A 12879-nucleotide genomic window follows, 5' to 3' on the forward strand; every position below is an offset into this window, starting at 1 on the left:
CCGAACAGAACATCTGCGCCCCGAGCGTCCGCCCCAATGTTCCAGATCCTGCGCGCCGAAGACCGCTGCCGCACGCACCACGGCTGGCTCGAATCGAGTCACAGCTTTTCGTCCGTCTGCCGCGACGGGCATGCGCCGGTGCGTCCGCCCGTCGGCGCGCTGTGCGTGCTGAGCGAGGACCGGATCGCGCCGACGCGCGGTTTCGGGATGCAGCCGCGCCGCGACGTCGAAATCCTCACTTACGTGCTGGATGGCGAGCTCGCGCACCGCGACAGCCTCGGCTGCGGCGCGATCGTCCGGACCGGCGGCATTCAGCGGATGAGCGCCGGCACGGGGCTCGTGCACAGCGAAACCAGCGCGTCGCGCGACCGGCCGCTGCATCTGCTGCAGATCTGGCTGCAGCCGGCCGAACGGGGCGGACGGCCCGGCTACGAGGAACGGCGTTTCGCCGATGACGAGAAGCGCGGCCGGCTGAGGCTCGTCGCGGCGCCCGACGGCGGCGACGGCGCGCTGTCGGTGCGGGCCGACGCCCGCATCTTCGCGGGGCTGATCGACGGCGACGAGACGGCGGCGTTCGACGTGCCGGCCGGACGCAGCATCTACGTGCACGTCGTGCGCGGCGAGGTCGAGGTCAACGGCCGCGCGCTGGCGGCCGGCGACGGCGCGCGGATCGGCGGCGTGGATGCGGTGGCGTTCGCGCGTGGCCGCACGGCCGAGGTGCTGCTGTTCGACGTCGCCTGAAACGAAAAAGGGACGCAGGCCGGTGCCTGCGTCCCCTTCGATGCCGCTGCGGGAGCGGCCCGCCGGCTTACTGCGCCGGCGCCGACGCACCCTTCGCGGCCGCGCGATGCTGCTCCCAGCGCTCCTTCATCTTCTCGTGGCGCTGCTCCATCTTCGCGAACTGCTGCTTGAGCGCCGTGCTGACCGTCGTCTTCTGCTGGTCGTTCAGCCCGTTGTAGAACGTGAGCCACGCGGCGGACGTCTGCTCGCGCAGTTGCGCGTTCTGCGCCTCCGCCTGCTGGCGTGCCGAGTGCATCGCGCTCAGGTCGAGGATCGGCTGGTTCTGCTGCGCCTTGAACTGCTCGCGCATCTGCTCGTGGCTCTTGCGCATCGCGTCACGGTTCTGCTTCATCGTGTTGACGGCTGCCTGCCATTGCTGTTCCTGCGACGCGTTGAGCTTCAGCTGGTCGTGCAGTTTCATGATCGCGCCGAACGGGCCGCCTTCGTGCCCGCCGTGCATCTGGTGCATGCCGGGGCCGCCCGGCGGCGGCACGTCGGTGGGTTGCGCGGCATGCGCGGTGCCGAATGCGAGAGCGAGCACGGTGGCGGCCGCGATGGCCACGCGGGAAGTCTTCTTATACATTTCAGAAACTCCTTGTATCCAAAGGGTCCGGCGATGCGGTGCCGGGAAAGTCGGGTACCGCATCCGGTAAGACGCAGGTTAGCGATGCAGGCCCCGGCGGGTGTTACGCGGGGTGGCGGCCCGGTTACCGCGCATTACAGTTCCCTTGCGCGGTAACCCGCAGTAACCCTTTCGCCCCTTTGTTTCGTTCTTCGACTCCGCCCTCGCGCGGTAAACTTCGAGCCATGACTACCCAGATCCTCATCGTCGACGACGACCAAGAACTCCGAGACCTGCTGCGCGACTATCTCGTGCGCCAGGGGATGGAAGTGTCCGTGCTGCACGACGCGGCGACGCTCGAGAAGCGCCTCGAGCGCGAGCGGCCCGACCTGATCGTGCTGGACCTGATGATGCCGGGCGTGGACGGCCTGACCGCGCTGCGCCAGTTGCGCGCGGCCGGCGACGACATCCCCGTGATCATGCTGACCGCGCGGGCGGACGACGTCGACCGCATCGTCGGGCTCGAGCTCGGCGCGGACGACTACCTCGGCAAGCCGTTCAATCCGCGCGAGCTGCTCGCGCGCGTGCAGGCCGTGCTGCGCCGCCGCCGCGCGACGCCATCGGCGGCCGCGCCCGAGCAGCGCGAGCCGTTCGCGTTCGGCCGCTTCCTGCTCGACTTCCAGGCGCGCACGCTGTCGGTCGACGGCAAGCCGGCCACGCTGTCGAGTAGCGAATTCGCGTTGCTGAAGATCTTCGTGAACCACGCGCTGCGCACGCTCACGCGCGAGCGGCTGCTCGAGCTGCTGCACGGACCCGAGTACGACGGCACCGACCGCGGCATCGACGTCCAGGTGTGGCGCCTGCGCCGCATCCTCGAAACGGATCCGTCGACGCCGCGCTTCATCCAGACGGTCCGCGGGCGCGGCTACGTGTTCGTGCCCGACGGCGAGGCCCATGCGCAAACCCATTGATTCACTGTTCGGGCGGCTGGCGCTGCTCGTCGTCGGTGTCCTGCTCCTGTCGCACTTCGCGTGGTTCTTCGCGATGCGGCTCGAGCGCAACCAGATGCAGACGCGTTATGCGGTCGAGGAAGCCGCATTCCTCGTCGACGCGGTGCGCCAGCACATCGAGCGTACGCCCGACCAGCCGTTGCCATCGCGCGTGCGGCTCGTGTCGCCCGACAGTGCCGATGTGCCGAAGAGCGGCGATTCGGGCCTGCCGCCGCCGCTGAAGCGGTTCCGCGACGACGTGAGCGAGCGCATGCCGCCCGGCACGCAGGTGGAGATCGGCACGCCCGGCCATCCGCCGGTGCTGTGGGTGAAGGAGCCGACCGACCGCAACTGGATCGTGGTGCCCGTGCAGCCGCTGCGGCCGCCGCGCTCGCTCGACCGGATGCTGCTGTGGCTCGGCACGATCTTCTCGGCCGGCGTGATCGCCGCGCTGTTCGCGGCCTGGCAGTTGCAGCAGCCGCTGCGCTCGCTCGCGCGCGCGGTCGCGCGTTTCGGTCGCGGGCAGCCGGTGCCGCCGCTGCGCGAGCGCGGCCCGCGCGAGCTGCGCCAGCTCACGCACGGCTTCAACCAGATGGTGGAGCAGGTGTCGCAGGCCGAGAGCGATCGCGCGGTGATGCTGGCCGGCGTCGCGCACGACCTGCGCACGCCGCTCGCGCGGATGCGCCTGCGGGCCGAAATGATGGACGACGCACGGCTGCGCGACGGCGTCGTGCGCGACGTCGACTCGATGTCGCACATCGTCGACCAGTTCCTGGTGTTTGCGCACGGCGGGGCCGACCGCAGCGAGCCGGTGTCGGTCGACCAGGCGTGCGAGCGGATCGCGCGCAGCTATCGTGCGGTCGCGCCGAATGCGCCGACGGTCCAGACGCGGCTGGAGGCCGATCCCGGCTTCCGGCTGCCGACGGCGACGCTCGACCGGATCCTGTCGAACCTGCTGGACAACGCGCATGCGTACGGTGCGCCGCCCGTGTTCGTCGAGACGGCGCGCACGCCGGCCGGCTACGTGCTGTCGGTCAGCGACAGCGGCGGCGGCATCGCGCCGCGCGACCTCGCGGCCGCCACGCGGCCGTTCGTGCGGCTCGATCCCGCGCGCGGCGGGAACGGCCACAGCGGGCTCGGGCTCGCGATCGTCGAGCGGCTCGTGCTCAGGCTGGGGGGCGCGTGCGACATCGGCAATCGCCCCGAGGGCGGCCTGCGGGTATCGATGACGTTCCCGTTCGACGCCGTGCCGAAGGACGAACCCCACGCACAGGCCGCATGAGCGGCCGCGGCGCCTGCCCGGGCGGGCAAGCGCCGCGCGGCATCATTCGCCGAACAGCGTGCCGAGCGTCTCCGCCGCGTTGCTGTCGATCGTGTTGTAGGTCACCGTGGTGGCCTCGAAGATATAGACCGTCGTATACCGGCCGAGGCGCTCCAGGATTTCCTCCTGCAACGATTCCGGCACGACGTTCATGTTCAGGTACCACGCCGTGGACGACAGGCGCGTCTGGAACGACCCGTACTCCTGCATGAGTTCATAGAACGCGTCGGCATCCTGATCGCGACAGACGATCACCAAGTTTCCTGCCATTCCCTTCCTCCCGCTCGTCGGTCGATCCCCGGGGCCGGTATACGGACGGCGCGCGCGCATTGCGGCGGCACGGCCGAAACGGACCCGGGGGCTAGCCCCGATCATACCTGCTTCGCCGTATCCGGCTGCTGATGCCGGACACGGTTTGTGCCCGCGTGCGGGGGGCGGGTTCACGGCCGGGCCGGATCACGGCATAATTCGGGCCTGCGCGCCGGCCGCACGACCGCGGCCGGGTCGTTCCGTACCGCGCGCCCGTCATCCGCCCACGCGCCGGGCACGATCCATGCGCTGCCTAGCCGTCCCGGGACGGTTGTACCTGAAATACAGGTTGGTGTAGTGTCGTGCCGTCGCGGCCCGGCTCGCCCGGCCGCGGCAGCGCATGCGCGCACGGCGCGCCGCGCGTGCGCGACATCGCCAGTCAATCGAATTACCGCGCCCGTGCGCTTTGCCATGAATCAACATCGACTGCCGGCTTCGTTCGGCCTTACCGGGGAGGGCGCCTGATGAACGTCGGATTCTTCAATCCGAACCGGACCGCCAACGCATCCGCGTGGCGCGTGTTGCCGAACCGGTGGGACTTCATCGCATTTCCGCTGATCATCTGCCTGATCGCGATGGCGGTGGTCGGCTTTCACGAAACGATGGCGCCGATCGGCGTGCTGCAGACGCAGAAGATCTCGCTCGATCCGTCGAACCTGCCCGAATACGCGCTGCGCACCACGCTGCGGATGCTCGCCGCGATGGTCGCGTCGCTGGCGTTCACGCTCGTCTACGGCACGCTCGCGGCCAAGAGCCGCCGCGCGGGCATGGTGCTGATCCCGATCCTCGACATCCTGCAGTCGGTGCCGGTGCTCGGCTTCATCTCGTTTACGGTCACGTTCTTCCTCGCGCTGTTCCCGAGCCGCGTGCTGGGCGCCGAGCTGGCCGCGATCTTCGCGATCTTCACCAGCCAGGCGTGGAACATGACGTTCAGCTTCTACCAGTCGCTGCGCACGGTGCCGCGCGACCTGGACGAAGTGTCGCGCGGCTTCCACCTGACGTCCTGGCAGCGCTTCTGGAAGCTCGAAGTGCCGTTCTCGATGCCGGGCCTGATCTGGAACATGATGATGTCGATGTCGGGCGGCTGGTTCTTCGTCGTCGCGTCGGAGGCGATCACCGTCGGCAACCAGACGATCACGCTGCCGGGCATCGGCGCGTATCTCGCGCAGGCGATCTCCGACAAGAACTTCGGCGCGATCGGCTGGGTGATCCTGACGATGACGGTCGTGATCCTCGCGTATGACCAGCTCCTGTTCCGCCCGCTCATCGCGTGGGCCGACAAGTTCCGGATGGAGAACACCGCGTCGGGCGATGCGCCGCAATCGTGGCTGCTCGACCTCGTGCGCCGCACGCGGCTGATCCATCAGTTGCTCGTGCCGGCCGGCTGGTTCTTCGCGAAGGCCGCGCGGATTCCGCTGCGCCTGCCGTTGTCGGGCGCGATGCGTTTCACGCTGCCGAAGGTCGAGAAGAAGGCGTCGCGTACGGTCGACATCGCGTGGGCCGGGCTCGTGCTGATCGGCACGGCCTATATCGTGTGGCGCGTCGTCAGCTTCGTCGCGACCGGCGTGACGATGGCCGAGGTCGGCCACGTGCTCGTGCTCGGGCTCATCACGCTGCTGCGCGTGGTCGTGCTGATCTCGATCGCGTCGGTGATCTGGGTGCCGATCGGCGTGTGGGTCGGGCTGCGCCCGAAGCTGGCCGAGAAGCTGCAGCCGCTCGCGCAGTTCCTCGCCGCGTTCCCGGCGAACCTGCTGTTTCCGGTATTCGTGATCGTGATCGCGCGCTTCCACCTGAACGCGGATATCTGGCTGTCGCCGCTGATCGTGCTCGGCACGCAGTGGTATATCCTGTTCAACGTGATCGCCGGCGCGACGTCCTACCCGAACGACTATCGCGAAGCGGCGACCAACTTCCGCATCCGCGGCTGGCAGTGGTGGCGCCAGGCGATCCTGCCCGGCATCTTCCCGTACTACGTGACGGGCGCGATCACCGCATCGGGCGGCGCGTGGAACGCGAGCATCGTGTCGGAAGCCGTGCAGTGGGGCAGCACCCGAATCGAGGCGCACGGCCTCGGCGCCTACATCGCGCAGACCACCGCCGCCGGCGATTTTCCGAAGATCATCCTGGGCATCGCCGTGATGTCCCTGTTCGTCACCCTGTTCAACCGCCTGCTGTGGCGGCCGCTGTATGCCTTCGCCGAAGCGAAGCTGCGGCTCGACTGAGACCGATTGAGAGCGAAACGCGATGCACAATCCGAATGCTGTAAACGCCCCCGTCCAGACGTCCCAGCCGCCGCGCCTCGGTGAAGAAATCCTGCGCGTCGATCACGTCTGCCGCGGCTTCAACAAGACGCAGGGCGAGCTGCTCGTGCTCGACGACGCGAACCTGTCGCTGCGCGAAGGCGAGATCGTCGGGCTGCTCGGCCGCTCGGGCTCGGGCAAATCGACGCTGTTGCGCATCATTGCCGGCCTGATCGAGCCGACCGGCGGCGAGGTGACCTACCTCGGCAAGCCGCTGCGCGGCCCGGCCGAAGGCGTCGCGATGGTGTTCCAGACCTTCGCGCTGTTCCCGTGGCTCACCGTGCTGCAGAACGTGGAAGCCGGGCTGGAAGCGCTCGGCGTCGGCGCGCGCGAGCGGCGCGAGCGTGCGCTCGCCGCGATCGACCTGATCGGTCTCGACGGCTTCGAGAACGCGTACCCGCGCGAGCTGTCGGGCGGGATGCGCCAGCGCGTGGGTTTTGCTCGCGCGCTCGTTGTCGATCCGACCATTCTGCTGATGGACGAGCCGTTTTCCGCGCTCGACGTGCTGACGGCGGAAACGCTGCGTACCGATTTGCTGGACCTGTGGACGCAAGGACGCATGCCGATCAAGTCGGTGCTGATCGTCACGCACAACATCGAGGAAGCGGTGTTCATGTGCGACCGGATTCTCGTGCTGTCGTCGAACCCGGGCCGCGTGATCGCCGAGATCAAGGTGCCGTTCAAGCATCCGCGCAATCGTCTCGATCCGGCGTTCCGCAAGCTCGTCGACGACATCTACGCGAAGATGACCGCGCGCCAGACCGGCGAGGCGACGAAGAAGGGGCTCGAACTCGGCAGCTGGCTGCCGCAGGTGTCGACCAACCTGATGGCCGGCCTGATCGAGACGCTCGCGATGGCGCCGTACCACGGCCGCGCGGACATGCCGGAAATCGCGCGGACGCTGCACCTCGAGGTCGACGACCTGTTCCCGATCGCGGAAGTGCTGCAGTACCTCGGCTTCGCGGACGTGCGCGAAGGCGACGTGTTCCTGACGCCGCCGGGGCGCGTGTTCGCGGAATTCGGCACGCAGGAGCGCAAGCTGATGTTCGCCGATCACCTGCTGAAGCACGTGCCGCTCGCGGCGCGGATCAAGAAGGTGCTGAACGAGCGTCCGGGTCATCGCGCGCCGCGCGTGCGCTTCGAGCAGGAGCTCGAGGATTTCCTGTCGGACGGCGCGGCCGAGGAAACGCTCGACGCGGTGATCGACTGGGGGCGGTACGGCGAGATCTTCTCGTACAACGACCAGACCGAAATCTTCAGCCTCGAGGACGTCGAGTCCTGATGCTGGCGAGGCGCTTGGTATAACCAACCACGCCTCGCAGAACGCCACGGGCGCCACGCATGATGCGCGGCGCCTCGCACCGTTACTGCAAATTCCCCCACCGATCGACGGCCGGTTCCGCGGACGCCCACTTCCAGTGCGTGCCTTGCTGGCACGCATTCGCGAAGTACCAGTCGGCCTTGTCGCCGTCCTTCACCGAGAACGCGAATTCCTTGCACAGCGCGAGCGCCGACGCGTACGCACGCGTGACGCGCACTTCGCCTTCGCCGTTTTCCAGCGGCAGCGTGTTCTTCACCTTCCACGGCTTCACTTCGCCGACGGCGAGGCTGCCGGCCGTCTTCGCGATCGCGTCCTGCTGGTTCTGATGGAGCTGCTTCATCGTACGGTTGACGGCTTCGTCGGTCGCGGCCTGGACGGCAATCCCGACGCCGACACCGACCGCCGGGTTCGCGGTGACGAGGCCCGTCGCCGCGCCGGCCAGCGCGCCGCTCGCCGCGCCGACCGAGCCGCAGCCCGACAGCGTGGCCGTCGCCGCGCACAGCGCGCCGATCGCCGCGATACGGATCGCCACGCTCATTGCAGCGCGCCCCAGCGTTCGGTCGCCGGTTCGGCCGAGGCCCATTTCCACACGGGCCCGTCGCGGCAGAGGGTGGCGACGTAGAACGCCGATTGCGCGGCCTTGTCGGCCTTCGCCGGCGTGTCGACCGCGAACACGATTTCCTTGCAGTCGAGCGGACCGACGCTGATCATCCGGCTGACCGTCACGCGGCCCTGCTCGTCGTCCTCGATCGGGAACGAATGGTGCGTCGACCACGGCGCGACGCCGCCGACGTCGAGCGGGCCGGCCGCCTTCGCGATCTGCTCCTGCGTGTAGCGGTGCGCGACGCGTTGCGAATACTGGACGCCAGCCCGCGCGCCGGCGACGGCGCCGAGGCCGATGCCCGTCGCGACGGCGGCGTTGTTGGTGACCTTGGAGGCGATCGCGGCGCCCGCGATACCGGCGCCGGCTGTCGCGCCTTCGCTGTACAACGAATTGCAGCCGGACAGCAGTGCGGCCGTGGCGATCACGGCCAGCACGATGCGCGCCGGCGTGGCCCGGCGCGGCGATTCGAAACGAATGTTCATCCCTGAGTGCAAGTCCTGTCTGGGTGAGCGGCGACGCATGCACGCCCTGATGCCGCGTCATTGTTTCGCAATTGTCATAGGAAAACTGCAAAGCTTTGACAAATCGCCGCGCGGCAGGCCGCGTGCGCGCGGCAGGCCGCGTGCGCGCGGGCGGCGTCATTGTCGGATAGATGATTGGCGAAGGGTCGAAACGTTACAAATTGAAGGTAATTGTTACCTTCGGATGCGATCGGGCGACCTAGACTGTTTAGCTATGGAATGTTTCTACGACGGCCTCGAGCCGCGCCGCATATGAGACACCCAGCCATGCGCCGTTCGAAACGGTTGTCACACCGGCCGCCTGACGCGGCGGCCGGCCATCCGGAAGACCGCTCGCGTCCGCGGACCGACGCGCCATCGGCACCGCCCGCGGGCGCGCCGGACGAGACGCCGTCGGACGGCGATCACAACCAGGGCGGTGCTCGCCCGGAAGGGCTCGACTATCAACGCGACCTCGGTCAGGAGCAGGACGCTTGATACGGTCGTCGCCGCATTCCATCGCCGTATTTCATTGCAATTCTCGGAACTGAATCGCCGCGCGGCCGCCCTCGGGCCGCCGCGCCTGCTTTGGCGTGCGTCGCGCGCCAGCCAATCGAATCGAGGAGGGGAAGTCGCATGAGCAGATTGATCGTGGTATCGAATCGTGTCGCCGCCGGCGAGGACACGCGCCCGAGCGCGGGCGGCCTGGCCGTCGGCGTGATGGACGCGCTGAAGGAAACGGGCGGCGTCTGGTTCGGCTGGAACGGCGAGATCGTCGGGGCGCCGGATGCCGAGCCCGCGATCCAGCGGGACGGCAACGTGACGTACGCGACGCTCGGGTTGACCCGGCGCGACTACGACCAGTACTACCGCGGCTTCTCGAACGCGACGCTGTGGCCGGTGTTCCATTACCGCGGCGATCTCGCGCGCTTCGATCGGCAGGAGTACGCCGGTTATCTGCGCGTGAACGCGATGCTCGCGAAGCAGCTCGCCGCGCTGCTGCGTCCGGACGACCTGATCTGGGTGCACGACTATCATCTGCTGCCGTTCGCGCACTACCTGCGCGAGCTCGGCGTGAAGAACCCGATCGGCTTCTTCCTGCACATTCCGTTTCCGTCGCCCGACATGCTGCGCCTCGTGCCGCCGCACGAAGAACTCGTGAAGTTCATGTGCGCGTACGACGTCGCAGGCTTCCAGACCGAGGCCGACAAACAGGCGTTCACCGACTACATCGAGCGGCGCGGCATCGGCGCGGCGAGCGAGGACGGGATGCTGCACGCGCATGGCCGCGTCGTGAAGGTCGCGGCCTATCCGATCGGCGTGCATCCCGACGCGATCGCGCAGGCGGCCGTCCAGTACGGCACGCGCAAGCCGGTGAAGATGCTGCGCGAGGCGCTGGGCGACCGCAAGCTGGTGATGAGCGTCGACCGCCTCGATTACTCGAAGGGGCTCGTCGAGCGCTTCCAGTCGTTCGAGCGGATGCTCGCGAATGCGCCGGGCTGGCAGGGCCGCGTGTCGCTGCTGCAGATTGCGCCGCCGACGCGTTCCGACGTGCAGACCTATCAGCAGATCCGCGAAACGCTCGAAGGCGAGGCCGGCCGCATCAACGGCCGCTTCTCGCAGCTCGACTGGACGCCGATCCAGTACCTGAACCGCAAGTACGAGCGCAACCTGCTGATGGCGTTCTTCCGGATGTCGCAGGTCGGCTACGTGACGCCGCTGCGCGACGGGATGAACCTCGTCGCGAAGGAATACGTCGCATCGCAGGACCCGGCCGATCCGGGCGTGCTGGTGCTGTCGGAGTTCGCGGGCGCGGCGGCCGAGCTGACCGGCGCGCTGCTCGTCAATCCGTACGACCTGTCGCAGATGGCCGAGGCGCTGGAACGCGCGCTGTCGATGCCGCTCGCGGAGCGGCAGGCCCGTCACGAGCAGAATCTCGCGCGGCTGCGCGAGAACGACCTGTCGGTGTGGCGCGATACGTTCGTCGCCGACCTGCGCAGCGTCGCGGCGGCGGCGTCGGTCACGCGGCGTGCGGGCCGGCGCGTCGCGCATGCGTGAGTCCGTGCCGGGCGCCGGTAGCGACGACGAAGCGGCCGACGATACCGCCGGCCGTTTCTTCGTCGTGACGGGCGGCCCGGGTTCGGGCAAGAGCACGTTGCTCGATGCGCTCGAACGTGCCGGGTACGCACGTTCGCAGGAGGCCGGACGCGGCGTGATCCGCGACCAGATGGCCATCGACGGTCCGGCGCTGCCGTGGCGCGACCCGGCTGCGTTCGCCGAACTGATGCTGGGCTGGGAGATGCGGTCCTACCATCTCGCGCGGCAAGCCCGCGGGCCGGTGTTCTTCGACCGCGGCGTGCCGGACGTGATCGGCTATCTGCAGTTGACCGGATTGGCGGTACCCGCGCACGCGGAAGCCGCGGCGCGGCGTTTCCGCTATCACCGGCGCGTGTTCATCGCGCCGCCGTGGCCCGACATCTATGCGCAGGACGCCGAGCGCCGGCAGGATTTCGCGGAAGCGGTGCGGACCCATGACGCGATGGTCGATTGCTATACGTCGTACGGCTATCGGCTGATCGAGTTGCCGCGCGTGAGCGTGAAGGCGCGCGTGCGCTTCGTGATGGACACGCTCGACGCGGCCTGATACCCGCCGCGGGTGCGGCGCACGGCGGCGGGTGTCAGGCCGCCGAGTCCGGCCGCGGCGACGCGATGCGCAGCAGGCTGACGACCGCGGCCACCGCGGCGAACACCGTGGCGACATAGAGCGCGATCGTCGGCCCGCGGTCGGGCGCGAGCCCGAAAATCAGCGCGACGAGCGCCGCGCCGAGCGTCTGGCCCGTCAGGCGCGCGGTGCTCAACATGCCGCCGGCGCCGCCACTGCGCTCGCGCGGCGCCGACGACAGCATCGCGCGGTTGTTCGGCGACTGGAACAGCCCGAAGCCCGCGCCGCACAGCGCCATCCGCCACACGATGTCGACCGTGCCCGGGTGCGCACCGATCGTCGCGAGCGACAGCAGCCCGGCGGCGAACAGCGCGAGCCCGATCCCGCCGAGAATCCCGGCCGAATAGCGGTCCGACAGCACGCCCGCGAGCGGCGCGGCGAACACGATCACGAGCGGCCAAGGCGTCATGTAAAGGCCCGTCTCGACCTGCGAGAAACCGAGCGAATTCTGCAGCCAGAACGGCAGCGCGACGAACGCGAGCATCTGCGACGTGAACGACGCCGTCGACGTGTAGACCGACAGCGCGAACATCGGGATGCGCATCAGGTCGACGGGCAGGAGCGGCGCCGGCTGCGACAACTGACGCTTCACGAAGAAGTAGCCGACCACGACCGCGACGGCCAGTTCGGCCGCGACGTATGTATGACCTTCGCCGTGACCGAGCCCGTCGACGGCCGTGATCAGCAGGCCGAACACGCATGCGTTCATCAGCGCGCTCGCGAAGTCGTACGGCGCGTCGTGCAGCGGGTTGGCCGGCAGCGCCCGCAGGCTGCCGAGCACGGCCGCGATGCCGATCGGCACGTTGACCGCGAACAGCCACGGCCACGACGCGAACGACAGGATCGCGGACGCGACCGTCGGCCCGATCGCCGACGACAGCGCGACCACCATCGCGTTGATCGACAGCCCGCGCCCGAGCAACGACGACGGGTAGATCATCCGCACGAGCGCCGCGTTGACGCTCATGATGCCGGCCGCGCCGAACCCCTGGATCACGCGCATCACGGCCAGCATCGGCAGCGAGCCGGCGAGCGCGCAGCCGAGCGACGCCGCGGTGAACAGCGCGAGCCCGGCGATGTAGATGCGGCGATAACCGATGCGTTCGCCGAGCGACGCGAGCGGCAGCAGCGTGATCGTGACCGCGAGCTGGTACGCGTTGACGATCCAGATCGACGCGGCGTCGGACGCGTGCAGGTCGCGTGCGATGGTCGGCAAGGCGACGTTGGCGATCGCGCCGTCGAGCACGGCGAGCGTGATGCCCAGGGCGACGCAGACGATCGCCCAGTAGCGTTGCGGAAGCGGCAGGCCGGTATCGGCGTTCATGACGGGAGCGAGAGCTGGGTTGTCCGCGCGCCCGGTTGCAGGTTGCGTGCGCAACCATGTGCAAGGGTGGCGGCGATGAACGGCCCCCGGCCGGCGCGGCTGCACCGGCGCGGGGCCGGTCGAGTGTATCACCGGGCCGCATCGCGC

At 68.8% G+C, this 12879-nt stretch carries 13 protein-coding genes; 8 read left to right on the top strand and 5 right to left on the bottom strand.

Going from position 1 to position 12879, the window contains the following annotated elements; all coding sequences use genetic code 11:
- Positions 1-36 precede the first annotated feature (36 nt).
- Positions 37-741, top strand: coding sequence for a pirin family protein (locus tag BLS50_RS12675; RefSeq protein WP_074802348.1), 705 nt, complete (start codon positions 37-39; stop codon positions 739-741).
- 67 nt (positions 742-808) lie between these two features.
- Here the strand turns inward: BLS50_RS12675 and BLS50_RS12680 are convergent, their stop codons facing one another.
- Positions 809-1363 (bottom strand): periplasmic heavy metal sensor, encoded by a 555-nt coding sequence (locus BLS50_RS12680; protein ID WP_074802349.1) that lies wholly within the window; start codon positions 1361-1363, stop codon positions 809-811.
- A gap of 224 nt (positions 1364-1587) precedes the next feature.
- On the opposite strand from BLS50_RS12680, the gene BLS50_RS12685 reads away from it, so the two are divergent.
- Both BLS50_RS12685 and BLS50_RS12690 read left to right on the top strand, forming a co-directional pair.
- On the top strand, positions 1588-2313 hold the full coding sequence (locus tag BLS50_RS12685) for a response regulator (protein ID WP_006493394.1): 726 nt from the start codon (positions 1588-1590) through the stop codon (positions 2311-2313).
- Positions 2297-3613 carry an ATP-binding protein gene (locus BLS50_RS12690; protein ID WP_027813840.1) on the top strand — a complete coding sequence of 439 codons (1317 nt, stop codon included), beginning with the start codon at positions 2297-2299 and terminating at the stop codon, positions 3611-3613. The genes BLS50_RS12685 and BLS50_RS12690 overlap by 17 nt, the downstream gene beginning before the upstream one ends.
- Before the next feature lie 42 nt (positions 3614-3655).
- Here the strand turns inward: BLS50_RS12690 and BLS50_RS12695 are convergent, their stop codons facing one another.
- Positions 3656-3922: a double-stranded DNA-specific endonuclease gene (locus BLS50_RS12695; RefSeq protein WP_011545926.1), complete on the bottom strand. Its 267-nt coding sequence runs from the start codon at positions 3920-3922 to the stop codon at positions 3656-3658.
- A 503-nt stretch (positions 3923-4425) separates the two neighbouring features.
- Here BLS50_RS12695 and BLS50_RS12700 point away from each other — a divergent pair.
- The gene (locus tag BLS50_RS12700; protein ID WP_011545925.1) at positions 4426-6183 is read left to right on the top strand and encodes an ABC transporter permease; all 1758 of its coding nucleotides are present in this window, start codon (positions 4426-4428) and stop codon (positions 6181-6183) included.
- A 22-nt stretch (positions 6184-6205) separates the two neighbouring features.
- Positions 6206-7543, top strand: coding sequence for an ABC transporter ATP-binding protein (locus BLS50_RS12705; RefSeq protein ID WP_006755837.1), 1338 nt, complete (start codon positions 6206-6208; stop codon positions 7541-7543).
- Between the two features lie 82 nt (positions 7544-7625).
- Here the strand turns inward: BLS50_RS12705 and BLS50_RS12710 are convergent, their stop codons facing one another.
- Together BLS50_RS12710 and BLS50_RS12715 are read right to left on the bottom strand one after the other, a co-directional pair.
- The gene (locus BLS50_RS12710) at positions 7626-8120 is read right to left on the bottom strand and encodes a hypothetical protein (RefSeq protein WP_074802350.1); all 495 of its coding nucleotides are present in this window, start codon (positions 8118-8120) and stop codon (positions 7626-7628) included.
- Positions 8117-8668, bottom strand: coding sequence for a hypothetical protein (locus BLS50_RS12715; protein ID WP_074802351.1), 552 nt, complete (start codon positions 8666-8668; stop codon positions 8117-8119). The genes BLS50_RS12710 and BLS50_RS12715 overlap by 4 nt, the downstream gene beginning before the upstream one ends.
- Before the next feature lie 306 nt (positions 8669-8974).
- Here BLS50_RS12715 and BLS50_RS12720 point away from each other — a divergent pair, with 306 nt between their 5' ends.
- From BLS50_RS12720 to BLS50_RS12730, 3 genes are all read left to right on the top strand, one after another.
- Positions 8975-9184, top strand: a complete 210-nt coding sequence (locus BLS50_RS12720; RefSeq protein ID WP_041489234.1) for a hypothetical protein — start codon at positions 8975-8977, stop codon at positions 9182-9184.
- A gap of 138 nt (positions 9185-9322) precedes the next feature.
- Positions 9323-10744, top strand: coding sequence for an alpha,alpha-trehalose-phosphate synthase (UDP-forming) (otsA, locus tag BLS50_RS12725; RefSeq protein ID WP_074802352.1), 1422 nt, complete (start codon positions 9323-9325; stop codon positions 10742-10744).
- Positions 10737-11330: an AAA family ATPase gene (locus BLS50_RS12730; RefSeq protein WP_069233381.1), complete on the top strand. Its 594-nt coding sequence runs from the start codon at positions 10737-10739 to the stop codon at positions 11328-11330. The genes otsA and BLS50_RS12730 overlap by 8 nt, the downstream gene beginning before the upstream one ends.
- A 34-nt stretch (positions 11331-11364) precedes the next feature.
- Here the strand turns inward: BLS50_RS12730 and BLS50_RS12735 are convergent, their stop codons facing one another.
- A complete protein-coding gene (locus tag BLS50_RS12735) occupies positions 11365-12732 on the bottom strand; it encodes an MFS transporter (RefSeq protein ID WP_074802353.1) in 1368 nt (455 codons plus the stop codon).
- Positions 12733-12879 lie beyond the last annotated feature (147 nt).

The organism is Burkholderia orbicola, from assembly GCF_900100915.1.
In the GTDB taxonomy this organism is placed as follows: domain Bacteria; phylum Pseudomonadota; class Gammaproteobacteria; order Burkholderiales; family Burkholderiaceae; genus Burkholderia; species Burkholderia orbicola.

Excerpts from the sequence above, each read along its gene's own strand:
- BLS50_RS12695 (WP_011545926.1), bottom strand. The coding sequence starts at position 3,922 with ATGGCAGGAAACTTGGTGATCGTCTGTCGCGATCAGGATGCCGACGCG.
- BLS50_RS12720 (WP_041489234.1), top strand. The coding sequence starts at position 8,975 with ATGCGCCGTTCGAAACGGTTGTCACACCGGCCGCCTGACGCGGCGGCC.
- BLS50_RS12685 (WP_006493394.1), top strand. The coding sequence starts at position 1,588 with ATGACTACCCAGATCCTCATCGTCGACGACGACCAAGAACTCCGAGAC.
- BLS50_RS12730 (WP_069233381.1), top strand. The coding sequence starts at position 10,737 with ATGCGTGAGTCCGTGCCGGGCGCCGGTAGCGACGACGAAGCGGCCGAC.
- BLS50_RS12715 (WP_074802351.1), bottom strand. The coding sequence starts at position 8,668 with ATGAACATTCGTTTCGAATCGCCGCGCCGGGCCACGCCGGCGCGCATC.
- otsA (WP_074802352.1), top strand. The coding sequence starts at position 9,323 with ATGAGCAGATTGATCGTGGTATCGAATCGTGTCGCCGCCGGCGAGGAC.
- BLS50_RS12700 (WP_011545925.1), top strand. The coding sequence starts at position 4,426 with ATGAACGTCGGATTCTTCAATCCGAACCGGACCGCCAACGCATCCGCG.
- BLS50_RS12675 (WP_074802348.1), top strand. The coding sequence starts at position 37 with ATGTTCCAGATCCTGCGCGCCGAAGACCGCTGCCGCACGCACCACGGC.
- BLS50_RS12735 (WP_074802353.1), bottom strand. The coding sequence starts at position 12,732 with ATGAACGCCGATACCGGCCTGCCGCTTCCGCAACGCTACTGGGCGATC.
- BLS50_RS12690 (WP_027813840.1), top strand. The coding sequence starts at position 2,297 with ATGCGCAAACCCATTGATTCACTGTTCGGGCGGCTGGCGCTGCTCGTC.
- BLS50_RS12705 (WP_006755837.1), top strand. The coding sequence starts at position 6,206 with ATGCACAATCCGAATGCTGTAAACGCCCCCGTCCAGACGTCCCAGCCG.
- BLS50_RS12710 (WP_074802350.1), bottom strand. The coding sequence starts at position 8,120 with ATGAGCGTGGCGATCCGTATCGCGGCGATCGGCGCGCTGTGCGCGGCG.
- BLS50_RS12680 (WP_074802349.1), bottom strand. The coding sequence starts at position 1,363 with ATGTATAAGAAGACTTCCCGCGTGGCCATCGCGGCCGCCACCGTGCTC.